This is a genomic window from Sphingomonas flavalba (genome assembly GCF_047553045.1).
In the GTDB taxonomy this organism is placed as follows: Bacteria; Pseudomonadota; Alphaproteobacteria; order Sphingomonadales; family Sphingomonadaceae; genus Sphingomonas_L; species Sphingomonas_L flavalba_A.
On record NZ_CP180208.1, the window covers coordinates 638,414 to 663,336 of the forward strand.

The 24,923-nt window shown below is 67.5% G+C and carries 15 protein-coding genes; 10 read left to right on the forward strand and 5 right to left on the reverse strand.

Annotation, left to right across the window (positions count from 1 at the left end):
• Positions 1–216 precede the first annotated feature (216 nt).
• The 10 genes from ACMT1E_RS03035 to ACMT1E_RS03080 all read left to right on the forward strand — a co-directional run bounded on the left by ACMT1E_RS03035 (position 217) and on the right by ACMT1E_RS03080 (position 16,757).
• Positions 217–1,380: an MBL fold metallo-hydrolase gene (locus ACMT1E_RS03035; protein WP_414902191.1), complete on the forward strand. Its 1,164-nt coding sequence runs from the start codon at positions 217–219 to the stop codon at positions 1,378–1,380.
• 369 nt (positions 1,381–1,749) lie between these two features.
• Positions 1,750–4,467 (forward strand): TonB-dependent receptor, encoded by a 2,718-nt coding sequence (locus ACMT1E_RS03040; RefSeq protein ID WP_414902192.1) that lies wholly within the window; start codon positions 1,750–1,752, stop codon positions 4,465–4,467.
• Between the two features lie 92 nt (positions 4,468–4,559).
• The gene (locus ACMT1E_RS03045) at positions 4,560–6,317 is read left to right on the forward strand and encodes a M1 family metallopeptidase (RefSeq protein ID WP_414902193.1); all 1,758 of its coding nucleotides are present in this window, start codon (positions 4,560–4,562) and stop codon (positions 6,315–6,317) included.
• Between the two features lie 59 nt (positions 6,318–6,376).
• A complete protein-coding gene (locus tag ACMT1E_RS03050) occupies positions 6,377–6,979 on the forward strand; it encodes a peptidylprolyl isomerase (RefSeq protein WP_414902194.1) in 603 nt (200 codons plus the stop codon).
• A gap of 274 nt (positions 6,980–7,253) precedes the next feature.
• Positions 7,254–9,539 (forward strand): TonB-dependent receptor, encoded by a 2,286-nt coding sequence (locus ACMT1E_RS03055; RefSeq protein WP_414902195.1) that lies wholly within the window; start codon positions 7,254–7,256, stop codon positions 9,537–9,539.
• Between the two features lie 5 nt (positions 9,540–9,544).
• Complete coding sequence (locus ACMT1E_RS03060) at positions 9,545–11,254, forward strand: carboxylesterase/lipase family protein (RefSeq protein WP_414902197.1); 1,710 nt, start codon at positions 9,545–9,547, stop codon at positions 11,252–11,254.
• Positions 11,251–11,979, forward strand: a complete 729-nt coding sequence (locus ACMT1E_RS03065) for a TetR/AcrR family transcriptional regulator (RefSeq protein ID WP_414902199.1) — start codon at positions 11,251–11,253, stop codon at positions 11,977–11,979. Before ACMT1E_RS03060 ends, ACMT1E_RS03065 begins: the two co-directional genes overlap by 4 nt.
• Before the next feature lie 15 nt (positions 11,980–11,994).
• Positions 11,995–13,341 carry a spinster family MFS transporter gene (locus ACMT1E_RS03070; RefSeq protein ID WP_414902201.1) on the forward strand — a complete coding sequence of 449 codons (1,347 nt, stop codon included), beginning with the start codon at positions 11,995–11,997 and terminating at the stop codon, positions 13,339–13,341.
• A complete protein-coding gene (locus tag ACMT1E_RS03075) occupies positions 13,338–14,942 on the forward strand; it encodes an AMP-binding protein (RefSeq protein ID WP_414902202.1) in 1,605 nt (534 codons plus the stop codon). The genes ACMT1E_RS03070 and ACMT1E_RS03075 overlap by 4 nt, the downstream gene beginning before the upstream one ends.
• Before the next feature lie 69 nt (positions 14,943–15,011).
• A complete protein-coding gene (locus ACMT1E_RS03080; protein WP_414902204.1) occupies positions 15,012–16,757 on the forward strand; it encodes an acyl-CoA dehydrogenase in 1,746 nt (581 codons plus the stop codon).
• A gap of 41 nt (positions 16,758–16,798) precedes the next feature.
• On the opposite strand, the gene ACMT1E_RS03085 is transcribed toward ACMT1E_RS03080, so the two are convergent.
• From ACMT1E_RS03085 to ACMT1E_RS03105, 5 genes are read right to left on the reverse strand one after another with little or no spacing between them, the layout of a single operon-like run.
• Positions 16,799–17,611, reverse strand: coding sequence for an avidin/streptavidin family protein (locus tag ACMT1E_RS03085; RefSeq protein WP_414902205.1), 813 nt, complete (start codon positions 17,609–17,611; stop codon positions 16,799–16,801).
• A gap of 41 nt (positions 17,612–17,652) precedes the next feature.
• Entirely contained in the window at positions 17,653–18,795 is a 1,143-nt protein-coding gene (locus ACMT1E_RS03090) for a pepsin-like aspartic protease (RefSeq protein ID WP_414902206.1), read from the reverse strand.
• Positions 18,796–18,824: 29 nt separating this feature from the next.
• Positions 18,825–20,498 carry a hydantoinase B/oxoprolinase family protein gene (locus ACMT1E_RS03095; RefSeq protein WP_414902207.1) on the reverse strand — a complete coding sequence of 558 codons (1,674 nt, stop codon included), beginning with the start codon at positions 20,496–20,498 and terminating at the stop codon, positions 18,825–18,827.
• Between the two features lie 3 nt (positions 20,499–20,501).
• The gene (locus ACMT1E_RS03100) at positions 20,502–22,571 is read right to left on the reverse strand and encodes a hydantoinase/oxoprolinase family protein (protein ID WP_414902208.1); all 2,070 of its coding nucleotides are present in this window, start codon (positions 22,569–22,571) and stop codon (positions 20,502–20,504) included.
• 16 nt (positions 22,572–22,587) lie between these two features.
• A complete protein-coding gene (locus ACMT1E_RS03105) occupies positions 22,588–24,813 on the reverse strand; it encodes a TonB-dependent receptor (protein ID WP_414902209.1) in 2,226 nt (741 codons plus the stop codon).
• Positions 24,814–24,923: the final 110 nt, after the last annotated feature.

Here is a 24,923-nt window from a genome sequence, read left to right on the forward strand (position 1 = left end):
GACGGTTGAGACATAAATCGGATGAAAAAGGTCTTCAATGGTAACCATGAGTCAATGCTGCGATGCAGCGACGCGCGGCTTTCCAACGGGTGCGGTAAACGCAAGGGAATAAAGCGCGAACAAAAAATATTTCGTTGGTGAATGTCGCGCTAACGGATGGCTTGTCGCGCGCGCCGGAGCGTTTAAGGCTGGGCCGGGGCGGAAAAGAGGTGGTGTGTGACGGTAGCGCGGGCGATCGGACGGCTGGCGCGATGGGCGGGGACCGCCCTGCTGTTCCTGATTGTCGCACTGTGCCTGTTGCTGACTCTGGTCCCGCCCTTCCTGGATTTCCGCTATTATGACGGGCCGGTGAGTGGCCATTACGACGGCGAGCGATTCTTCAACCCCGACGGCAACGACACGTTTCGGCCGCCCGGCGGGCAGAGCCGGTTCATGCTGCGTTACCTGCTGGGCCGCGACGAGCGGCCGGCCTGGCCGACCCATGTCGCGGTCAGCCCGACGCGGCCGCCGGCGCGCGTCGACGGCGAACGGATGGTTGTCACCTGGGTCGGCCATGCGACGGTGCTGGTGCAAACCCAGGGGTTGAACATCCTGACCGATCCGATCTGGTCCGACACCGCCGGGCCGGGCGGCATCGGGCCGCGCCGAGTCGCCGCGCCGGGCGTGGGCTTCGCCGATCTGCCGAAGATCGACGTCGTGCTGATTTCCCACAACCATTACGACCATATGGACCTGGCGACGTTGAAGCGGCTGCAGGCGCGCGACCGGCCGCTGGTCGTCACCAGTCTGGGCAACGACACGGTGATGCGGCCGGCCGGCGTCCGCGTCGCCGCGCTCGACTGGGGGCAGCGGGTGACGGTGCGGCCGGGGGTGGAGGTGGTGGTGACCCGCAATCACCACTGGGATTCGCGCTGGATGGCCGACCGCAACCGGGCGCTGTGGTCCAGCTTCGTCGTCCGTCTGCCCGGCGGTAACATCTTCTTTGCCGGAGACACCGGGCCGGGCGATCTGCGCTGGCCGGCGGAGGCGGCCCGGCTTGGCCCGGTGCGGCTGGCGCTGATCCCGATCGGCGCGTTCCGCTTCGCCCCCGGCGAGATGCGGTCGGGTAGCCATATCGGCCCGGTCGACGCGGTGAAGGTGTTCGAAGGGCTGGGCGCCGCCCACGGCGTGCCGATCCACTGGGGTACGTTCCGCCTGTCCTACGAAGCCTATGACACCCCGCCGAAGCTGTTGGCGCTGGAGATGCGCTGTGCCGGGCTGGACCCGGCGGCGTTTTCCGCCCTGCGTATCGGCCAGGCGGTCGAGGTGCCGGCCCATGCCGCGTCCCGCCGCGTGCCGCCGCGTTGCGCGACACCGGCGGAGATCGCCGCCCTGCGCTGAGACCGGCCGGCGGCGGGCGCCCTGCGCCGCCTGCCGTGCGTTGCCTGCCCTGCGCCGCCTTGCCTGTTCGCCGCTATTCGCCCGCTTCGGCGCGGGCGGCAAGGCTGTGTGACGCCATGAGCACACCGCCAGCAGACAATTAAATAAATAGCTTTTTAAAATTGCTTCGTTATCTATGCATATGGTGCGGAACATGACATATTCCGTATGATTTCGGTGCTTTCTCCGGGGGCCGGGCAACAGGGGCTCGCTTGAAATATCCGATGCTGTCTGGACAATATTTGTAGATAGTATACGTTAAACAGCGAATGTCGGGGCGATGACAAGGCCAGAGTGCAACGCGCTCCGCATGTCAGGGAGGTAGGGGAAATGAGAGAGATATCGACAAGGACGGTGCTTCTGGCGGCGGCGGCGCCGCTTGCCCTGATGCTGCCCGCGCAGGCGCATGCGCAGGACGGGCCGGCGGAAGAGGTGATTATCGTCACCGGCTCCCGCCTGCCGAGCACGGATCTGACCGGATCGGCACCGCTGACCGTGCTCGACCGTGGCGAGATCGAGGCGACCGGCGCGCAGAGCGTCGGCGAACTGCTGCGCGAACTGCCGGTCGCATCGGCGTCGGCGAGCGATTCCGCCGGGCGGGGCAACAACGGTTCGGCCAATATCGCGTTGCGCGGCCTTAGCTCCGTCAATACGCTGGTGCTGGTCAACGGCCGCCGCGTGCTGTCGAATTCCGACGGTGGCACCGTCGACCTGAACAGCATTCCGTTCGAGGCGATCGACCGGATGGAGGTGCTGCAGGACGGCGCGTCCGCCGTCTACGGGTCCGACGCGATTGCCGGCGTGGTCAACATCATCATGCGGCGCAGCTATGACGGCTTGCAGCTGAAGGCCGGTTACGGCGTCAGCAGCCGCGGCGACCTGCCCAATTACGAGGCGAGCGGCACGTACGGCAAGGAATATGACGGCGGCGGCTTCGTATTCAACGTCAGCTATCGCAAGTCGGGCGGCAACGTCATCGCCGACCGTCCGGTCAGCCGCGATCCCGACTGGCGCGCGCTCGGCGGCCGCAACTTCCGTGACGAGGCGCCGTTGCTCGGTGCGTTCAAGGCGGTCGACCCGGCCAATGCGTTCGGCGCGGGCAACCCCTATTACATCCTGCGCGATGGTGTCTCGCAGGCGACCTCGGCGGCTGACCTGCGGCCGATGGTCTATCCCGGTACCAACACGCCGCTGACATCGGGCAATGACGGCATCAACTATTGGGAATATGAGAGCAGCGCCTCCAAGATTTCCCAGATCAACCTGTGGTTTTCCGGGCATCAGGAAATCGGCAGCGGCATCACCGCCTTTGTCGAGGCGTCGTATAACAGTCGCAATTCGCTGGGCTTTCTGGCGCCGGACTATTTCGATCCGTCGAGCGGCAGCAACCCCGGTATCGGCAACGGCGTGATCGTCAGTGCCGCCAACCCGTTCAACCCGTTCGGCTTCGACGTCTTCGCCATCCGCACCTTGCAGGAGCTGGGCAAGGGCAAAACCCGGATGAACGACGTCAACAGCAAGGTCTATCGCGTCGTCGCCGGCCTTGAGGGCAATCTCACCGACACGTGGAAGTGGGACGTTTCCGCCAATTTCCAGAAGCTGGACATGTTCCGCAACGGCGGCCGCTCGCTCGACATTGTCCGGCTGCAGCGGGCGGTCGGTGATCCCGCGCTCTGCGCCGCGACCGCCGGGTGTATTCCGGTCAACGTGTTTGGTGGGCCGGGCAGTGTGACGCAGGGGATGCTCGATTCGCTGACCTCGCCACGCTGGACCAACGTCGACGCGGACATGAAGTCGGTTGTCGGAAACGTCACCGGAAAGTTGTTCGAATTGCCGGCGGGTGATGTGAGCGTTGCGCTGGGCGCCGAATACCGGACGGAGAGCTTCTCCCAGATTCAGGACAACGCGCCGGAGAAGACGACGCCGACGCCGCCCTTCCTGCCGCCGACGCGCAAGATATACGAGTTCTATGCCGAAACGGCGGTGCCGCTGCTGAAGGAGATTCCGGGCATCTACAGCCTCGATGTCGAAGGCGCGGTACGATATTCGCATTATGACGCGTTCGGTTCCACCACCAACCCGAAGGTCGGGGTCAAGTGGCGGCCCTATTCGGACCTGCTGGTGCGCGGTTCGTGGGGCACCGGTTTCCGCGCGCCGACCTTTGCCGAGGCGAACAGCACGCAGAGTCGCGGCTATCGCCCGTTGACCGACCCGTGCCAGGGCGCAGAATATTCGCGTTACCCGGTGTGCGGTGGCCGGCAGGCGCCGGTGCTGACCGGGGCCTGGGTGATTACCGGCGGTAACCCCAATCTGAGGCCGGAAACCGCCAAGACGCTGACCGTCGGGCTGGTGTGGACGCCGCAGTTCATCCCGCGCTTTTCCGCGACGATCGACTTCTTCCGCATCACCAAGGCGAACATCATCGGCGTCGCCGACCCGGATTACATCATCCAGCAGAATGCCCTTGGCGCCGGCTTCGCCGGCCAGGTGCTGCGCGATGCCAACAACTCGATCAGCGAGGTCTTCGCGGTTCGAGACAACCTGCTCGACCAGTCGATCAAGGGGCTGGATTTCGGGCTGGAATACAACACCGGCATGATGGCGTGGGGCAGCATCAACCTGCGCGCCGACGCGACCTACATGGACAGCTACAAGCTGTCGCCCGCCCCGGCTACGCCGGCGGTCGAGCGGGTCGGCTCCTATACGACCGCGCTCGGCACGATCCCGAAATGGAAGGCGACGGGCCGCGCAACCTGGACGCTCGATGACCTGCAGGTCACTTACGGCATGCGGTATGTCGGGCCGGTGCGCAACGACGCGTCGCGGCTGGTCAACGGCGAACGGATGCGGGCCAAGGCGTATCTGCAGCATGACATCGCCGTCAGTTATTTCGTCGAGCCGATGCAGGTGAAGCTGACAGCGGCGGTTGACAATTTTACCAACCGGATGCCGCCGTGGCTTGAAGGTAACTACTTCAACGGCTTCGATGAAAAGACGTTCAACTCGCGCGGCCGGTTCTTCTCGTTCCGCATCGCGAAGGACTTCTGATCGAAGGCCATTGGGGTATCAAGGCATCACCAGCGCCCGTGCGGCGCTGGTGATGCCGCCTTCCCAAACTGCCAAGCCGGCGGAGGAACAGCATGAAGCCATTCGCGTATCGGGCCTTGATGGCCGGCGCCGCCCTTCTCGTCGCAACCGCGGCAACGGCGCAGACCACGGGCGCCCCGGCGCCCGATCCGGACGCGGAGGCAAAGTCCATCACCGCGCAGACCCGCAAGATGGGCGGCGTCATGCCGGCGGAACAGCTTGCGTTGTCGTTCGAGCATCTCGACCTGGCGCTGAAGGTGTTTCCCGACGAGAAACGGATCGAGGGGGACGCCACCCTGACCCTGCGGGCGAAGGAAGCGGTGCCAGAGCTGATCCTCGACCTCTATCCGAAATTCCGCATTGTCTCGATCGCGCTCAACGGCCGCGTCGTCCCGCCGGCCGACTATACGAACCCGGAAGGGCAGCTGCGCATCAAGCTGCGCCGGCCGCTGGCCAAGGGGTCGGTGACCAAGGTGCGCATCGTCTGGTCCGGCACGCCGCCGCTCGCCAAGCGCCCGCCGTGGGAAGGCGGCACCACCTGGACCAAGACGCCGGACGGCCAGACCTGGATCGATACGTCGCACTGGGGCGGCGGCTGCGACCTGCTCTATCCGTGCATCGACCACCCGACCGGCAAGACCAAGATCGCCGACCTGCACTACACCGTTCCCGCCCCGCTGGTCGCGCCGGGCAGCGGCAAGTTCATGGGGATGACCGAAAAGGACGGTTGGCGCACCTACAACTGGCGCGCGCGCAGCCCGCACACCTACGGCCTGGTCCTCGATGTCGGGCCGTACAAGCTGCTGGAGGGCGAGTATAAGAGCCGGTTCGGCAACACCATCCCGATGCGTTTCTGGTACCTGCCGGGCGAGGAGGAGAAGGCAGCCGAGCTGTTCAGGGAATTCCCGGTCGCGCTCGATTTCTTCGAATCGCAGATCGGCCCCTATCCGTGGGCGGACCAGAAGATGGGCGTGATCCGCGTGCCCTATTCCGGCCTCGAGAACCAGACGCTCAACGGCTACAGCATCGACTATACCAAGACGATGTACGGGTTCGACCCGCTGATGCACCACGAGTTTTCCCATGAGTGGTTCGCCAACCAGCTGTCCGTTGCCAATTACGACGACCTGTGGCTGCACGAGGGCATCGGGTCGTACATGCAGCCGCTGCTCGGCCGCTATCTGTATGGCGATATGGACTATTACGCGCTGCTCAAGTCGCAGCGGGCCGGCATCCGCAACGAGAAGCCGCTGGTCAGCGGCGAGGAGCGGCCGGAGAACTGGGTCTATGCCGACCCGACCGGGCCGCGGGGGGATATTTATCCCAAGGGCAGCTGGGTGATGCACACGCTGCGCAACCTGATCGGCGACGAGGCTTTCTACGAGGTTATCAGGCGAGTCACCTATGGGCGGCCGGACCCGATGCCCGGAAACTTCGAACCGCAGTTCGGCACCAGCAAGGGTTTCATGGCGACGGTAAATCAAGTTACCGGAAGCAATTACGACTGGTTCTTCAATATCTATCTCTACCGTGCCGGGTTGCCGAAGCTGGTCGAGACACGTGACGAGGACCGGCTGAGCCTGCGCTGGGAAACGCCGGACAACCTGCCTTTCCCGATGCCGGTCGACATCCGCATCGACGAAGAGACGGTGACGCTGGAGATGACCGACGGCACCGGCGTTGTGGAGAATGTGCCGGCAGCGGCGACGGTGACGCTGGACCCGGAGGCGAAGATCCTGCGCCAGCTCGATTCGATCGACCGGTTCCAGGCCTGGCGCGCGACGCAGCCCGACCAGGGGCGCCGCCGCTGATCGGCCGCGCCCTGCCGCCGATCCTGCTAGCGCTGCTGCCGGCGGCGGCGGCGGCGCGCGTGCCGGCGACGGCGGTGCCGATCCGGATCGAGACCGACCGGGGCGTTATCGACGCGGCGCTGGCGCTTGCCGCCGCGCCGATCACCGTGTGCAACGCGCTGCGCTACATCGTCGGCGGCCATTATGACGGCGGCCGGTTCTTTCGTACCGTGCGCAGCGACCGCAACGACGGCACCGCGCCGCCGATCGACGTGATTCAACTGGAAGCGCGCGCCGGCGAGGAACATGATGCGTTCGGGCCGATCCCGCTGGAGCGGACGTCGGTGACCGGCCTTCGCCACCGCGCCGGCGCGCTGTCGATGGCGCGCTGGGGGCCGGACACGGCGACGTCCAGCTTCTCGATCGTCACCAGACCAAGCCCGTCGATGGACTTCGCCGGCCCGCGCAACCGCGACGGGCAGGGCTTCGCCGTGTTCGGCCATGTCACGCGCGGCATGGACGTGGTGCGCGCGATTCACCGCGCCGAAGCGGATGGCGAGCGCCTGCGCCCGCCGGTGCGGATCGCGCGGATCACGGTGCGGCGGGCGAGCCGGGCGGTGATCCGCGCGGTGCGCGACCGGTGTGCGTTGGCGATCGACGGGCAGCGGCGCGGCGCGGGCTAGACGAAGCGGATACCGGCGACGAACACGCCCGCGGCCTATGCTTTCGTCAGAGCGCGAGGCAGGCTGGCGATGACATTATATCGCGTTATATCAATATGTTCCTCTAACAACCTCCTGTGCGGCGCAAGCATTGTCCGTCCGGCTGCGGGCGTGCGCCGACGCAATAATATTGACTTACGCGTTAGTCAGTATTGACTCGGCGCGGCGGGCGGACGCATGATCGGCACGGTCGCGAAACAGCGTCACACAGGCGCGGCCGCGACAAGGAGGGGAAATGAACCGCTTTTCTTACACGTCGTCGCTTGTCGCGCTGGCCGTCGCAGCCGCCGCGACCGCACCCGCCGCCGCCCAGAATGCCCCCGCGCCCGACACGCCGGCGGCCGAACGCGGCGCGGCGGATGAGATCATCGTCACCGCCACCCGGCGCAACGCCCGGTTGCAGGACGTGCCGCTGAGCGTCACCGCCTTCACCCAGACGGAATTGACCCAGAAGGGGCTGGTCGGTTTCGAGGGGGTCGCCCGCGAAACGCCGGGCGCCGTGCTGAATCAGGCGAGCGACAACAACGCCCGGCTGACCGCGCGCGGCATTTCGACCAACGGCTGGGGCGCCGGGTTGCAGACGACGACGACCATCTACCTCGACGAACTGCCGCTCAGCACCGTTGGCAACACGGTGACGCTGAACCCCAATCTCTACGACGTCGAGCGGGTCGAGTTCCTGCGTGGTCCGCAGGGCACGTTGTTCGGTTCCGGTTCGCTGTCCGGCGCGCTGCGCGTGCTGACCAAAAGCCCGGACCTGAGCCATTTCGATGCGTCGGCGCTGGTCGACATCGGGCTGACCCCGGACGGCGGTGGCATCCGCCAGCGGTATAACGGCATGATCAACTTGCCGCTGGCCGAAGACGTTCTCGGCCTGCGCGTGGTTGGTTTCCACCGCAATGAAGAGGGTTACGTCGATAACCTTGGAACCGGCGTGAAGAATGCCAACACGCTGAAGAACTGGGGCGGGCGCGCGATCCTGCTGTTCAAGCCGACGGACCGGTTGAGCATCCGCCTGCTCGGTTCCTATGAGGATAGCGACCCGCAGGATTCCGCGCTGATCACCCCCGCGCTCGGTGAGCGCAAGCGCTATTCGACGATCCCCGATCAGTACACGTCGAAGACGCAGATCTACAACGGCACCCTCGAATACCAGTTCGACGGCGCGCGGCTGACCAGTTCGTCGACCTATTCGGTGGCGAACAACCTGTTCAACGTCGACCTTGGCGGGACCTTCTCGCTCGCTATCCCGTTCTACCTGTTCGACACGATCAAGGCGCGGACCTTTGTTCAGGAGACCCGGCTGGTGTCGGATTCCGGCGGCAAGCTGGACTGGGTGGTCGGCGGTTTCTATCTGCGCCGCCACACCACGCTGGACGGTGTCCAGACCTCGACCGGCAATTTCCTGTCCGGCCTTGGCATTACCGGGCTGACCGACGCGGTATTCTACAAGTTCGGCAACGATACCCGGACCTACGAACTGGCCGGGTTCGGCGAGCTGACCTATCACCTGACCGACCAGTTGTCGGCCACCGGCGGTATCCGTTACGGCAAATACGGCGGCACCGTCGACACCCATGCCGGGTTCAATTCGCAATACTTCGCCTATGCGCTGGCCGGGATCGCCGGGGTGCCGGTGGCCGGGCGGCTGCCGGTGACGCCGAACGCGGCGGCAACGACCAAATATCCGTCGGCGTCCAAGGCGTCGTGGAAGGCGAGCATCAGCTACAAGCCGTCACCGGCGCTGACCACCTATGCGACGGTGTCGACCGGTTACCGGACCCCGGTTTACAACGCGCGGGCGGGGGTGGCGAGCACCGTCGACCCGAGCGACCTGATCATCCCCGACGGCGCCGGGTCCGACAAGCTGACCAATTACGAGGTCGGCGTGAAAGGCGGCTGGCTGGACGGGCGGGTGCACGCCAACCTCGCTGCCTATTACATCGACTGGCGCAACATCCAGGTGCAGGCCAACCGGCCGTCGGATTCGGTGCAGTTCGCCACCAATGTCGGCGCCGCGGTCAGCAAGGGGCTGGAGGCGGAATTGACTCTGCGCCCGGCGCGCGGGCTGGTGCTGGGCCTGAACGGATCGCTTAACGACGCCAAGGTGACCAAGCTGTCGACGCAGGAAGCGGCGATTTCCGGTGCGGTCGACGGCGTGCGGCTGGCATCGCCGCACCTGCAGGGGTCGTTCTTCGGCAGCTATGGCTATGATCTGGGCAGCGGGGCGAAGGGTTTCACCAGCTTCCAGATCCAGCATGTCGGGTCCTTCCCCAACGGGTTCCCGAACACGCCGGGCAAGCCGGGGGTGAAGAACCCGCTTTATGACAAGACCGATGCCTATACCTATATCAACCTGCAGACCGGCATCCGGATCGGCAAGCTGACGACGACATTCTACGTCGAGAATCTCGGCAACAGCCGGGCAACCGTCTACATCCACCCGGAAGCCTTTGTGTACAGCCGCTATGCCATCCTGCGCCCGCGCACGATCGGCGTGCGCGTCGGCTATAACCTGTGACGGCGGTGGCGACGCGGCGCCGGGTGCGGCCGGGCCGCGCCGGCCGGTGGCTGGCGGCGGCGTTGCTGGCGGCGGCGCCGGCCGCGCTTGCCGCCGGGGCCGCGCCGCCGCAGGTCCGCGTGCCGCAGGGGCTGGTGCAGGGCGTGGCGGAGGCCGACGACGCGATCGTCGCCTATAAGGGCATTCCCTATGCGGCGGCGCCGACCGGGGCGCTGCGCTGGCGCCCGCCGGCACCGGCGCCGGCATGGCGGGGGGTGCTGCAGGCGCGGGCGTTCGGCGCCGCCTGCCCGCAGCCGCCGGCGCAGCCGGGGAGCGTTTATGCCGGGCGGATGGCGCGGACCAGCGAGGACTGCCTGACCCTGAACATCTGGGCACCCGCCGACGCGCACCGGTTGCCGGTGATGGTCTGGATCCACGGAGGCGCGCTGGTTAGCGGCAGCAGTTCGGAGCCGCTGTACGACGGCGCCGCGCTGGCGGCGCGCGGCATCGTCGTCGTTTCGATCAACTACCGGCTGGGGTTGCTCGGCTTTCTGGCCCATCCGGCGTTGAGCGCGGAATCGCCCGACGGCCTGTCCGGCAATTACGGGTTGCTCGACCAGATCGCGGCGCTGCGTTGGGTGCGCGACGCGATCGGCGGGTTTGGTGGCGACCCGGCGCGGGTGACGATTGCCGGGGAGTCTGCCGGCGCGCTCAGCGTTATCGCGCTGCTTGCCAGCCCACGGGCGCGGGGGCTGTTTTCCGGCGCGATCGCGCAGAGCGGCTACATGCCGTCCTATCGCGCGTTGCGTGCGCCGAGCCTTGGCCTGCCGTCCGCCGAGGCGGCGGGCGCGGCACTGGCCAAAGCGGCGGGGGCGACGGATGCGCGGGCGCTGCGCGCCACTGACCCGGCCGCGCTGTTCATGGCCGGACTGGCGACCGGCTGGCAGCCGGAACCGGTGATCGACGGCGCGGTGCTGGAACACCAGCTTGCCGCGACGTTCGCGCGCGGCGAGCAGGCGAAGGTGCCGGTGCTTGTCGGGTTCAACGAAGGCGAGATCCGCTCGCTACCCTTCCTGATGCCGTCGGTGCCAAGCAGCCCGGCGGCGTATGCGGCGGATGTGCGCCGCCGTTTCGGCGACGCGGCGGAGACATTCCTGGCGGTATACCCCGGCGTCGATCCGAAGGCGGACGCGATGGCCTCCATCCGCGATGGGCTTTACGGCTGGGCGGCGCAATATGTGGCGCGGGCGCAGGCGGCGGCCGGGCAGGGCGCCTATCTCTATTACTACCGCCACAGCACGCCGGCGCAACGCGCGCGCGGGCTGGCGGCGTTCCACGCCAGCGAGCTGCCCTATGTCTTCGGGCGGATCGGCGCGCGGACCGGGATTGGTCCCAACTGGCCGCCGGCGCCGCAGACCGCCGAGGAGCGGCGTTTGTCCGAAGCGATGATGGGATATTGGACCGGTTTCGTCCGCGATGGCGCGCCGGCGGCGGAGGGTGCCGCCGCCTGGCCGCGCTACACCGCCGAGGCGCGCGGCTATCTGGACATTGACGACAGCCCGGCCGCCGCGCGCGACCTGCACCCCGGCGCCTTCGCCCTGGCCGACGCGCTGGTTGCCAGCCGCTGGACGGCGGGCCGGGGATGGCGGCTGGACATCGGCTTTTCCGCCTATCCTCCGCCACCCGCCGCCGCCGTTGACGCGCCTGCCGCCACGCGGCAACCGGAGAGGCGATGACCAGCAGCAATCCAGTCCAACCGCAGGACGAGGCGGCGCCGAAACCGCCGCGCGTCCGTGCCCGCAACCACAAGGCGCGCGTTCGCGAAGCGTCGATCGAGCGCATCCTCGACGCCGCCGAGCAGTTGTTCGCCGAATTCGGCTATCACGGCGTCACGCTGAAGGACGTGGCGGCGCGCGTCGGCGTCAGTTCGACGCTGATCCACTATCATTTCAACGGCAAGGAAAGCCTGTACGAGGCGATGTGGGCGCGCAAGGCGCCGCTGTCCGCGCGCAACCGGCTGGCGACGATGCGCCGCTATGCCGAGGAGGTCGGCGACAACGTGACCGTCGAGGGGGCGCTGCGCGCGTGGATCGACACCGACCTCAACGCCCAGATCGAAGACGAGGCGCAATGGGTGGCGTTCGGCAAGGTCGCCGCGCAGGCGAACAGCGCCGCCGGCTGGGGCGCCGAGAAGATGACCAAATATTTCAACCCGGTCGTGCTGGCGCTGATCGACCTGCTCAAGAAGGCGATGCCCGATTGCGACGAGGAGACGATTTTCTGGGGCTATCACTTCGTGTCCGGGGCGATGACCCACAATATGGCGCGGACCGGCCGGCTGGACGAGCTGTCGCACGGGCTGTGTTCGTCGGACGATTTCGTATCGATCCGCGAACATATGGCGACGTTCATGGCCGCCGGCTTCCATGCCATCTGCCAGGGCGACGGCGCGAAACGGTGAGCGGGGGGATGCGCGATGACGACTGATCAGGCCGCCGCGAGCGCGGCCCCGCCGGCTCTGGCCGCACGGGGCGGACGCTATGTCTGGGTGGTGCTGGCGCTGCTTTGCTTCGTCTACGTGCTGAACTTTCTCGACCGGCAGTTGCTGTCGATCCTCGCCAAGCCGATCCAGGACGAGCTGGGGATCACCGACGGCCAGATCGGGCGGCTGGGCGGGCTGTATTTCGCGCTGTTCTACTGCATCCTCGGCGTGCCGGTCGCCTGGCTGGCCGACCGCACCAACCGGGTGCGGGTGCTGACCATCGCCTGCGCGCTGTGGAGCGCCGCGACGATCGCCTGCGGCCTGGCCCGCACCTATCCGCAACTGGCGATCGCGCGGATGAGCGTCGGTGTCGGCGAGGCGGGCGGGGTGCCGCCGTCCTATTCGATCATTTCCGATTATTTCCCGGCGGAGCGGCGCGGCACCGCGCTTGGCCTGTTCAACCTCGGCCCGCCGATCGGCCAGGCGCTGGGTGTCGCGTTCGGCGCCAAGATCGCCGCCGCCTACGACTGGCGGCTGGCGTTCATCCTGCTTGGTGTCGCCGGGCTGATCGCGGCGGTGGCGGTGCTCGGCATCGTCCGCGAGCCGCGGCGCGGCGCGACCGACCGCAAGGCGGCCGCCACCCCGGTACCCGCATCCGCCCCGGTTGTCGCCGCCGCCGTGGTGGACGGGGAGGCGACCGGTTTCTGGGCGACTTTGCGCATGTTCGCGACACAACCGACGCTGGCGCTGGTGTCGCTGGCGGCGGCGGCGACCCAGTTCGTCACCTATGGCACGATGGGGTTCACCACCCTGTTCCTGATGCGCGAAAAGGCGATGACGCTGGACGAGATCGCGCTGTGGTACGCGCTGCTGCTGGGCATATTCGTCAGCGCCGGCATATACCTGTCCGGGCGGCTGACCGACCACTACGCTGCCCGTTCGCCGCAGGTCTATGGCCTGTTGCCGGGGATTGCGCTGGCGGTGGCGGTGCCGTTCTTCATCGGCTTCGTCCACGCGCCGACCTGGCCGGTGGCGATGGCCTTTCTGATCGTGCCGACCTTCCTCAACTATTTCTACCTGACCCCGGCGGTGACGCTGGTCCAGAATTCGGTATCGGCGCATCAGCGCACGCTGGCCGGTGCGGTGCTGCTGCTGATCATGAACCTGATCGGCCTGGGACTTGGCCCGACCTGGGTCGGGGCGGTCAGCGACTGGCTGCGCCCCGACCACCCGGTCAATTCGCTGCAACTGGCGTTTTACAGCCTGGTGCCGTTCTACCTGATCGCCATCGCCTTTCATCTGGCGCTGGCCCGGCATTTGCGGAGCGCCGCCGCCCGATGACCGCCCGACCGATGGCCGGGGCGATGCAGCCCTATGCCCTGACGCTTGACCATTTCATCGACCATGCCGCCAAATGGCACGGCGCCACCGAGGTGGTGACCGCGACCGGCGACGGCGGGACGAGCACGCGGATCGGTTACGCCGCGCTGCGCGAGCGCAGCCGCCGCCTGTCCGGCGCGCTGCTGTCGCTGGGGCTGGCGCCGGGCGACAATCTGGCGGTGCTCGCCTGGAACAGCCAGGCGCATCTGGAATGCTGGTACGGCGCGATGGGGGTCGGGATCGTCTGCCACACGCTGAACCCGCGGCTGGCGCCGGCGCATCTGGCGGCGATGATCGCCGCCGCGGCCGACCGGGTGCTGGTGGCAAGCGCCGACCTGGCGCCGCTGGCCGCGCAACTGGTTTCGCTCTGCCCCGGTATCGCCCATGTCGTGCTGATCGACGAGCCGGGCGGCGGCGATGTGGCGCCGGACTGGGGCGGAGCGGAGGTTTGGCGCCACGAAGCGTTGCTGGACGCGCGCGGACAGGCGGCGGCGTGGGGCGGGTTCGATGAACAGGCGCCAGCCGGGCTGTGTTTCACCTCCGGCACCACCGGCGCGCCCAAGGGCGTCACCTATACCCACCGGTCGAATTACCTGCACACCGTCCACCAGCTTCAGGCGGATGCGAGCGGGCTGGGATCCGGCGACGCGGTGCTGGTCGCGGTGCCGATGTTTCACGCCAATGGCTGGGGCCTGCCGTTCGCGGCGCCGGCGGCGGGGGCGAAGCTGGTCCTGCCCGGCCGTCATCAGGACGGCGCCAGCATCGCCGCGCTGATCAATGCCGAGGGAGTCACCGTCGCGGCGGGGGTGGCGACGGTGTGGCTTGGCCTGGTCGACCATCTCGACCGGACCGGGGGGGCGGTGCCGAGTCTGAGCCGGCTGATGCTGGGCGGTGCGGCGCTGCCGCAGGCGCTGATGGACCGGCTGGAGCAGCGGCTGGGCGTGACCGTCCAGACCAGCTGGGGGATGACCGAGCTGTCGCCGCTCGGCACCGTTGCCCCGGCGACCGCGCCGCGCCGCCGCGCCGCCAGTGCCGGCCGGCCGCCGATTGGCGTCGACCTCCTGCTGACCGAAGCCGACGGTACGCCGCTGACCGAGCAGCGCGGGCGCGAGGGGCGGTTGCGGGTGCGCGGGGCGAGCGTGGTCCAGCGCTATTTCGGGCAGGCCGAACCGGCGGTCGATGCCGACGGCTGGTTCGATACCGGCGACCTGGCGGTGATTGCCGATGACGGGCAGGTGAGCATCACCGGCCGCGCCAAGGACCTGATCAAGTCCGGCGGCGAGTGGATCAACCCCGGTGAGATCGAGGCGATCGTCGGCGCGCTGCCCGCCGTGGCGCTGGTCGCGGTGATCGGCCGCGCCCACCCGAAATGGGGCGAAAGGCCGGTGCTGATCGTCGAGCCGAAGCAGGGGGCGGAGGTGAGCGACGCGGCGCTGCGCGACGCGCTGGTGCCGCATGTCGCGCGCTGGTGGTTGCCCGACGCGATCGTCCGCGTCGCGGCGATGCCGATCGCGGCGACGGGAAAGATCGACAAAGCGCGGCTGCGGGCCGAACATGGCTGACGGTGGGTTCGGGGCCGGGCGGGGATGCCAGCGCGCGCGGACCGGCGACAGATGAAGCGAGACGAGGCGATGACCGAAGAACTGCTGGACCGCCGTGACCTGGATTTCATGCTGCATGACTGGCTGAACGCCGGGGCGCTGATTGACCGCGGCACCGCCGATGCGCTGATCGACCTGTCCGGGAAGCTGGCGGTGGAGCATTTCCTGCCGCATTTCAAACGCAACGACAGCGACGAGCCACGGCTGGAAGGCGGTGCCGTCCGCCTGCAACCGGCGATCGGTGCCGCGCTGGCGCGCTATGCCGAACTGGGCCTGTTCGCCGCCGGTTTTCCCGAAGCGCAGGGCGGCATGGGCCTGCCTTATCTGCTGTGCGCCGCGTCCTTTTCCTGCTTTGCCGCCGCCAATGTCGCGACCGCCGCCTACCCGATGCTGACCGTCGCCAATGCGCGGCTGATCGCGACATTCGGCAGCGCGGCGCAATTCGAGGCCTTTGCCCGGCCGCAGATCGAGGGGCGCTGGTTCGGCACGATGTGCCTGTCCGAGCCGCAGGCGGGATCGAGCCTGGCCGATGTGCGGACGCGGGCGCTGCCCGACGGCGCGGACGCGCTGGGCGCACGATACCGGCTGACCGGCAACAAGATGTGGATTTCGGGCGGCGACCAGGATGTCAGCGAGAATATCGTCCATCTGGTGCTGGCCAAGGTGCCGGACGAAGACGGTGCCCTGCCGGAGGGGACGGCCGGGATTTCGCTGTTCATCGTTCCCAAAATTTTGCCCGACGGGCGGCGCAACGACGTGACCGTCGCCGGGCTGAACCACAAGATGGGGTATCGCGGTACCGCCAATTGCCTGCTGAATTTCGGCGAGACGGGCGGGGCGACCGGCTGGATCGTCGGCGCGCCGGGCGACGGGCTGCGCCAGATGTTTTTGATGATGAACGAGGCGCGGATCGGCGTCGGCATCGGCGCGGCGGCAATCGGATATCGCGGTTACCGGCTGGCCGCCCGCTATGCGCGCGAGCGGTTGCAGGGGCGGCCGCCCGGTCAGCGCGGTGGCGCGCCGGTCGCGATCATCGAGCATGCCGATGTGAAGCGGATGCTGTTGCAGCAGAAATGCTATGTCGAAGGGGCGATGGCGCTGTGCCTGTATTGCGCGCGGCTGGTCGACACCGCGCCGGAACGGCCGGACGACGCGGCGCTGCTTGGCCTGTTGACCCCGATCGCCAAGACATGGCCGTCCGAATACGGGCTGGCGGCGAACGATATCGCCATCCAGATTCACGGTGGCTACGGCTACACGCGCGATTTCGATGTCGAACAATTGTGGCGCGACAACCGGCTGAACCCGATCCACGAAGGCACGACCGGCATTCAGGCGATCGACCTGCTTGGTCGCAAGATATTACGCGACGGGACGGCGTTGCCGATCCTCGACCAGCGGATTGCCGCGACGGCGGCGTCGGCGGCGAAAACCGCCGGGCTGGAGGCCCATGCGGCGGCGCTGACCACGGCGTGGCAGGCGATCGGCGAGACGATCGCCGCGCTGCGTGCCGGCGAAGATGCGCGGGCGTTCGACAATGCGACGCCGTTCCTTCACGCCTTTGGCCATGGCGTTGTCGGCTGGCTGTGGCTGAGCCAGGCGGTTGCGGCCGCCGCGCTGGCCCCGGCCGGCGAGGCGGAGCGTGATTTCGTCGCCGCCAAACGCCATGCCTGCCGTTTCTTCTTCGAATGCGAAATGCCGAAGGTCGGGCCGCTGCTTGCCTTCGTCGCGTCCGCCAGCGACGTCGCGGCGGCGGCGCCGAGCCGGATGTTCTAGCCGGGGCCGGGGCGCGCGGGCGCCCCGGCCGGACGGATGGTTCAGGCGCGCAGCGTGTCGAGGTCGGTCATGTCGCCGACGCGGACGAAGGTCAGCTGCGATACCGTGGTTTCGACATAGGTCGCGTTGGGCGCGGTCGACTGGCTGGTCAGGTTGGTCAGGGTCAGCCGGCCGTTGGCGAAGGCGAGGCAGCCGGCCAGCGCGATCGCCGGGCCGCCGGGTGACGGCAGGGCGGTGAGCGCCGTCGATTGCAGGGCGAGGCCGCCGGCGCGGGCGTTGATGTCGGTCACCCCCTCGATCGGGCAGACGATGCCGTTGTACAGCATCTTGCCCTCCGCCCAGCCGAACTGGCCGCCGGTGTAGGGATAGACCTGAATCGCCAGCATCGTGCCGTCGGGGCTTTCCCATGTGCCTTCGAGCGGGTCCGCCAGCGGCGCGCCGGGCGCCTGCCGCTGCCCGGCGTTGTCCGGCGCGGCCGCGGTGCGGAAATAGGTGAGCTTGTCGATATAGGTGCCGGCGGCGGCGAGGCCGGGGAAGGCGCTGCTCGCGACCATGGCATGGGCGAGGACCAGCGATTCCTTGCCGTTCTGGATGCTGATCTGGCCGCTAAGCCCCGACGACCAGTTCCAGCTCGGATCGCCCGGCCCGGCGACGATCGAGTGCCATTCGATGGCAAGCGCCACCGCCTGGCCGGCGGCGGGTGTCGGGTTGGCGGTCTGCTGAAAGCCGATGACCACGTATTTGCCGGTCGAGCCGGTCGTCGACGAATATTCGCCCCAGACGAGATTGGCGTTGATTTCACTCAGCACCATCTGCGAGCCGTATTCATTCTGCCACGTACCTGCGAGGGTCATGTCATCCTCCTTGCTTGCGGGGTGGAAAGGGCGCCGGGGCGCTAGTCCATGGTGCGGCCGCGCACGACCTGACGCTGGCCGAACGGGCGGCCGATGCCGGCGGGCGGCGGGGTGACGATCTTCGGTCCGCCGGGCTTGTTGAACACGTACATGCCGACCGGGGCGAGCGAGAAGCGGTTCGCCGCGCACTGGACGACGCGGTATTCGTGGACGGTGTAGCAGCTCTCCATCACCACCGAGCCGACCAGTACCAGACCGGTCAGGCCGAGCGGCTGAAACTGCGGCAGGGTCTTGCCCTTGTCCGGTCCGGCCTGGATCGTGACGTTGTAGAGGCTGGACGGGATGGTGATCATCCCGCCGTCGGCGAAGCCCATCCGCACCGGCGGGTTGCCCATCGCCTGAAGCAGCGACAGCGTCTTGTTCATGATGTCGTCGTCGCCCTTGAACTGCGACGAGCCGGAATCGAGCGCGAACTGGGCATTCTGCGCGACGAGCTGGTTGCCGACGAAATAGGCCTTAAGGTCGGCGCTCCAGATATATTCGACGCCGGCGAACTGGGTGTAGGGCGTCCATGGCAGGAAAATGCCTTCGTCATAGATGTATTTTGCCGGATCGACGCCGCCGATCAGGCAGGAGCCGGTCGATGTCGCCGCGTCCCAGTCGAACGCGACATAAGGCAGGTTGGGGGAGATCAGCCCCTTGTTCATCATGTCCTGGACGATGAACGTCGTATCGCCCTGTTTGTACGGGCTGCCGGAGGGGATGCCGATGCCGCCGTCCCAGTCGAGCTGGGCGAACTGGTCGCCGGTATAGTCGGCCGACAGATAGAGCACGAGCGGCAGGCGGACGCCGTCGGGCAGACCGAGGTAATCCTGCCCGGTTTCGACCTGCATCGTCCCCCACGGTCCGAAACTGAACGGCACCTGGATGCAGTCGACCCAACTGTAGGTGGAGGATTTCTGATAGTCGAAGCGGGCGCCGCTATAGTGCTGGCAACTGGTCGGCGCGCACAGCGTCGAGGTCGACCAGACCATGTTGGTGCCGGTGTCGATCGCGAATTTGAGCGTCTGGCCGGGGGTGCCGAGGGTCGTTTCGGTATACCAGGGGCTGGCGCCGTTATTCTGATAGGGGCCGCGTTGCATGGGAAACGAGACGCCGCCGATAGGCGCTTTGGGTTCGGTCATTTTTCCTCTCCATTTCAAGGCTTACGCGTCTACTCTGGCCGGCCGAAAACCTCCTTCGCCCGATCAACCGTGATGAATCCGTTCCTGATGTCGCGGGCGACCGCCGCCGCAGGGCGTTCGGCCGGCGGGCCGTAGCCGCCGCCGGTGGCGGTGAGCAGGCGGATCGTTTCGCCCTTCGCCACGCGCAGGCCGGTGACCATGGTGTGAGGCTCCTCGCTGCCATCGGCGCGCAGGATGACCGCGCCGTTGTGCGAGCCTTCGCAGCCGCCCGCCGCCGCCCATGGGCGTGACACGGTGCGGGTCGACGAAAAGGTCAGGAACGCTTCCTCCGCCGTCACCCGATAATCGAGGATGACGCCGCGGCCGCCGCGATAGCGCCCTTCGCCGCCGGCATCCTCGCGGAAGGCGTAGCGGTCGATTTCGAAGCCGTAGCGGCTTTCGGCCAGCTCGACCGGGATGTTGAACGTCTCGCCATTGCCGCAGCAGAACTGGCCGTTGTCGCCGTCCGCCCCGGCGGAAGCGCCCCAGCCGCCGAGCAGCGGTTCGCCCATGACGAACAGCGCGCCGCTGCGCGGGTGGATACCGGAGATGAAGGTGGCGCCGACGCTGCGGGTGTGGCCGACCGGCAGCCGGTCCGGCATGTGCGGCATCAGCGCCCGCCACATCACCTCGATCGCCGCGATCATCGATTCATAATAGACCGATACCGGCGCCGGGCTTTGCGCCGACAGGATCGTGCCGGGCGGGCAGATAACCTCCAGCGCGCGAAAGCAGCCGCCATTGGCCGGGATGTCGGGATCGGTCACCGCCTTGAACGCGCAGCGCGCGGCGGTGATCAGGCCGGCCAGGCTGGTGTTGATCGGCCCCTTCGCCTGATCGGCGGTACCGGTGAAATCGGCGATCATCCGGTCGCCGGCGACCGTCACCTTGACCCGGATCGCGAACGGGCCGTTGCCGACGCCGTCTTCCTCGATCACGTCTTCCGCCTCGAACACGCCCTGCGGCAGGCGGGCGAGGGCGGCGCGGGTCATCCGTTCGCCATAGTCGAGCAGTTCGTCCATCGCGCCCAACACCGGCTCCAGCCCGTATTTGCCGACCAGTTCCAGCACGCGGTTGCCGCCGACCCGACAGGCGGCGACGCCGGCATGAAGGTCGCCGATCGTGCTGTCCGGCAGGCGGACATTGGCGCGGATAATCTCGACGATGCCGCGATTTATTCGGCCTTCCTCGTAGAGTTTCAGGAAGCGGAAGTGCAGCCCTTCCTGGAAGATGTCGGTCGACTGGGTCGATGCGCTGCCGGCGAAGGCGCCGCCGACTTCGGTCCAGTGCGCCTTGTTGACCGTCCACGCGATCAGCCGGTCGCCGTGGAACACCGGCAGCAGGATGACGACGTCCGACAGATGGGTGCCGCCGCCTTCATAGGGGCTGTTGGTGATGAAGATGTCGCCGGGGCGCACGTCGTCCGGCGCCGGGTAATGGAGCAGGGTGCTTTGCACCGCGGTGTCGAGCGTGGCGAGGAAGCCGGTGACGCCGTTGCCCTGCGCCAGCAGGTTGCCGCGCGCGTCGGTGGCGCCGACGGCGAAGTCGGTGGTTTCGTAGATGATCGGACTCATCGAGGTGCGGATCAGCGCCGCGAACATCTCGTCGCCGATCGCGACCAGCGCTTCCTTGATGATTTCCGTGGTGAAGAGATCGTCCTGCATGGGTCAGGCCTCCGCTGCGCCAAGGTGGACGTGGTAGTTGCCGAACCGGTCGATCGAGACGCGGTGGCCCGGCGGCACGACCAGCGTTGCCGACGGTTCCTGCACCACCGCCGGCCCGGCGAAGGTCATGCCGGTTTCGAGCGCGAGGCCGTCGTAAATCGCCGCGTCATGCGCGCCCTGCCGGTCGAACGTGACGCGACGGTTGCCGATGCGGGCGGCGGCGAGGGGCGCGCCGGTCACCGGCCGTTCCGGCAGCGACGGCTTCGGTACCTCGATCAGCGCGACGAGATGGGCGTTGACCAGCTGGACCGCGCCGTCGAGCCGGTAAGTATAGCGTTTTTCGTGGAGGGCATGGAACCGGTCGATCAGCGCGGCGAGCGTTTCGGCGCCGGCCATCGGCACCTTCACCGTGTGTTCCTGCCCCTGATAGCGCATGTCGGCAAAGCGTTCGAACCGGGGCGGGTTCTGGGCGCCGTCCTCGGCGAAGTCGGCGGTTGCAGTCGCCTCCAGCTCCGAGAACAGCGCCTCGACCTGCGCGCGCGCCCCGTCGCCGAGATCGACGAGGCTGGTGCGCAGATAGTCGCGGCGCAGGTCGGACAGCAGCATCCCCCACGCCGAGAACGCCGAGGAATTGACCGGCACGATGACATGCCGGACCCCCAATTCCTCGGCCAGCGCGACGCCATGCATCGCGCCCCCCCCGCCGCAGACCAACAGGGCAAAGTCGCGCGGGTCGTATCCCTTGTTTGTCGACACCAGGCGCAGGGCATTGACCATGTTGGCGTTGGCGATGCGAACGATACCGGCGGCGAGCTGGGCGTTGTCCATCTCCAGCCGCCGGGCGAGCGGGGCGAAGGCGCTGTCGATCGCCGCCCAGTCGGGCACGACCTCTCCGCCGACGAAGGTTGCCGGGTCGATCCGGCCGAGCAGCAGGTTGGCGTCGGTCGTCGTCGGCTGGTCGCCGCCACGGCCATAGGCGGCCGGGCCGGGTCGGGCGCCTGCCGAGCGCGGGCCGACATGCAGCTTGTCGCCGTCGTCGACCCAGGCGATCGACCCGCCGCCATTGCCGATCTCGACGATCTCCGCGACCGGCGTCTGGATCGGGTAGCCGGGGCGCTTGCGGTCGCGCTCTATGTAATAATCCGTGCCGACCTTGACCTCGCCGCCTTCGATCAGCGCGCATTTGGCGGTGGTACCGCCGATGTCGAGGACCAGCAGGTCCGGCTCGTCGATCAGCCGGCCGAGCGCGGCGGCGGCGAAGATGCCCGACGCCGGGCCGGATTCGACCATGGTGATCGGGTTGCGGCGGACGGCGGCGACCGTCGCGATGCCGCCGTTCGACTGCATGATATAGGGCGCGCCGGCGAGTCCGCGTTCGCTGAGCCCCTGGCGGAGCGCGCCGACATAGCGTTCGACTGTCGGCGCGACATAGGCTGACAGCACCGTTGTCGACGTGCGTTCATATTCGCGCCATTCGCGGCTGATCTCGTGGCTGGCGATCACCGACGCTTCCGGCATCATTTCCCGCAGCCGCGCCGCGACCTGTTGCTCGTTCGCCGGATTGGCATAGGCGTGGAGGAAGCAGACGGCGACCGCCGTCACCCCTTCCGCCCGGAAATGCGCGACGATGGCGGCAAGATCGTCCAGCGCCGGTTCGCGGACGACATGGCCCTCGACGTTGGTGCGCTCGTCGACTTCGCGGCGCAGATGGCGTTCGACGAAGGGCGGTGGCTTGCGGAAGTTGAAGTTGAACAGATCCGGCCGGTTGCCGCGCGCGATTTCCAGCACGTCGCGGAAGCCGGCGGTGGTGACGAGGCCGGTCGGCGCGCCCTTGCGCTCGGTCAGCGCGTTGATGACGACCGTCGACCCGTGGGCGAGGAAGTCGACCGCGCCGAGATCGACCCCCGCCTTGGCGATGGCGGCCAGCACCCCCTGTTCGAAATCCGGCGGGGTGGTGTCGGCCTTGACCGCCTGCACCGCCCCGGCCGTGCCGGTGGCCGTGTCGACTTCGCACCACACCATGTCGGTGAAGGTGCCGCCGACGTCACTCGCTACTCTCAGCCGCCTCGCCATGCTCGTTCGGCCCGGCTCAGAAATTGTAGCGCAGGTCGATGCGCCACACGCGGGGGGTGGCGGCGTGCGCGAAGCCGCCGGCGACGTATTCGGAATTATATTTCTTGTCGAAGGCGTTTTCGAGCGAGCCGATCACCGACCAGCCGCCATTCGGGTCCTCTATGCCCAGCCGGAAATCGGCGAGGCTGACGTTGGAGCGGGCCGTCGCGTTTTCCGGATCCCAATATTGCCGGCCGAGACGGCGATAGTCGGCGCGCGCGAACAGGCCGAGGTTGTCGGTCAGCGGCGTGCGGTACTGCAGGCCGCCGTTGATCGTCGTTTTCGGCACATAGGGCGCGCGGTTGCCGACGTCGGCCGGGGTGACGAGGTAGCGCTTGATCGTGCTGTCGGTGTAGCCGAAGCCGGCATAGGCGCTGAGCCCGCCGCCCATGTCGGCGGTGACGAGCACTTCGCCGCCGGTCAGTCTGACCTTGTCGATCGGCACCAGCACCTGCGCGCCGATCGCGCCGATGAACACGAAATATTGCTGGTTCTTCACTCGCGTGTCGAACAGCGCGGCGTCGATGCGGACCCGGCGGTCGGCAAGCTGGAGCTTGGTGCCGACTTCGTAGGTCAGGGTGTTTTCCTGCGGCACCCTGTCCGACACGCCGGCGACCCCGGCGGCCTGGGCGGCGGCGGCGGTGCCGTTCTGGTTGAACTGGCCGGAGCGGAAGCCCTCGCCATAAGAGGCGTAGACGTTGACGTCGTCACTGGGCTTGTAGGCCAGCGTCACCTTCGGCTGCCATTTGTCGAAGCTGGCGCGGTTGACCGCGCCGGGTACGCCGCCGGTGTTGTAGGGCGACACGGTCTGGCGCCGGGTTTCCTTGTCGTAGCGCAGCGCGACGCTGGCTTCGAGGCCGGGCACGATGTCGTAGGCGATGTTGCCGAAGCCAGCGTAATCGCGGTTGCGGTTATCGTCGCCGAAGAAGCTGAGCGACGGGTTGTCGGCGGTCATCGGGCGCGGGCTGTGTTCGACGCGGGCGATGCCGGTGCCGCTGTCGAAGCCGGTCGTCGTCGAGATGAAGCGCTTCGAATCGAGGAAATAGCCGCCGATCATCCAGCGCAGCCGGCTGGACGAGGCGGAGGTCAGGCGCAGTTCCTGGCTGAACGCGCTGATGTCGATATACTGCGTCTGCGTGCCGTCGAGGCCGAAGATGTTGCGCGACGCGGTGTAAGGCACCTGATCGCCCGAAACGAATTCCTCCAGCCGGTTGTAGGCGGTGATCGAGGTCAGCGTCGCGAAGCCGAGGTCGAGGTCCATCTTCAGCGAGATGTCGTCGATGTCGCGGACGTCGTGGCCGATATTGGTCGAATAGAAGGTGCGATCGACCTGATTGGCGTCGGCACGGGTGAAATCGAACGGATTGGCCGCATCCAGCGACTTGCCGTCGGCGGCGAGGTTGGCCGGCTGATAGCGGAAGTCGAGCGCGCCGCCACGGGTGCGGGACAGCGAAGCGCGCAGGTCGACGGTCAGCGTTTCGGTCGGCATCCACTTGATCAGGCCGCTGACCGAAACGTCGCGATACGGGTCCTGTTTCTTGCCGACGGTGATATTGTCGAAATAGCCCTTGCGGTCGGTGTAGCGGGCGCCGAGGCGGAACAGCAGCGTGTCGGTGACGATCGGCCCGCTGACCGAGCCTTCGACCATGTATTCGCGACCGGTGGCGTAGCCGGCGCGGACATGGCCGGAGAAATCGTTGGTCGGTTGACGGGTGTTGATGATGATCGCGCCGCCGGTGGCGTTGCGGCCGTAGAGTGCGCCCTGCGGCCCGCGCAGCACCTGGATGGAGCCGACGTCGAACAGTTCCTGCGCGAACTGGCGCGGGTTGTTCTGCAGCACGCCGTCGACGACGACGGCGACCGGCGCTTCCGAATTGCGGACCTGGGTGATGCCGCGGATCGAAATGGCGCTGAGGCCGGAGCTTTCCGACTGGGCGATGGTGACGTTGGGGGTCAGGCCGATGAAATCGCCGACCCGGTCGACCTTGGCGTCGGCGATCTGCTTTTCGCCGAAGGCGGTGACCGCGATCGGCACGTCCTGCAGCCGTTCCTCGCGGTAGCGGGCGGTGACGACGATATCGGTGTCCGGCGCGTCGGCGGCCGGGGCGGCCCGGCCCTCCGTCGTCTGGCCGGTCGCCGCGGTGGCGCCCAGGCCCAGCAGTATCGTCCCCGTCAGCAGGGCCGCGACCGTGCGTGCAACCATTTTCAAACCCTCCCCTTTTTGTGCGTATCAGGGTGCGGGGAGAGGCGGGGGATGTGCAATGCCCAACGTGGCGGCGGCGGCGGTCGAAACGGGTAGTAACCGGGTGGCGA

Excerpts from the sequence above, each read along its gene's own strand:
- ACMT1E_RS03040 (WP_414902192.1), top strand. The coding sequence starts at position 1,750 with ATGAGAGAGATATCGACAAGGACGGTGCTTCTGGCGGCGGCGGCGCCG.
- ACMT1E_RS03045 (WP_414902193.1), top strand. The coding sequence starts at position 4,560 with ATGAAGCCATTCGCGTATCGGGCCTTGATGGCCGGCGCCGCCCTTCTC.
- ACMT1E_RS03055 (WP_414902195.1), top strand. The coding sequence starts at position 7,254 with ATGAACCGCTTTTCTTACACGTCGTCGCTTGTCGCGCTGGCCGTCGCA.
- ACMT1E_RS03065 (WP_414902199.1), top strand. The coding sequence starts at position 11,251 with ATGACCAGCAGCAATCCAGTCCAACCGCAGGACGAGGCGGCGCCGAAA.
- ACMT1E_RS03070 (WP_414902201.1), top strand. The coding sequence starts at position 11,995 with ATGACGACTGATCAGGCCGCCGCGAGCGCGGCCCCGCCGGCTCTGGCC.
- ACMT1E_RS03075 (WP_414902202.1), top strand. The coding sequence starts at position 13,338 with ATGACCGCCCGACCGATGGCCGGGGCGATGCAGCCCTATGCCCTGACG.
- ACMT1E_RS03080 (WP_414902204.1), top strand. The coding sequence starts at position 15,012 with ATGACCGAAGAACTGCTGGACCGCCGTGACCTGGATTTCATGCTGCAT.
- ACMT1E_RS03085 (WP_414902205.1), bottom strand. The coding sequence starts at position 17,611 with ATGACCCTCGCAGGTACGTGGCAGAATGAATACGGCTCGCAGATGGTG.
- ACMT1E_RS03090 (WP_414902206.1), bottom strand. The coding sequence starts at position 18,795 with ATGACCGAACCCAAAGCGCCTATCGGCGGCGTCTCGTTTCCCATGCAA.
- ACMT1E_RS03095 (WP_414902207.1), bottom strand. The coding sequence starts at position 20,498 with ATGCAGGACGATCTCTTCACCACGGAAATCATCAAGGAAGCGCTGGTC.
- ACMT1E_RS03100 (WP_414902208.1), bottom strand. The coding sequence starts at position 22,571 with ATGGCGAGGCGGCTGAGAGTAGCGAGTGACGTCGGCGGCACCTTCACC.
- ACMT1E_RS03105 (WP_414902209.1), bottom strand. The coding sequence starts at position 24,813 with ATGGTTGCACGCACGGTCGCGGCCCTGCTGACGGGGACGATACTGCTG.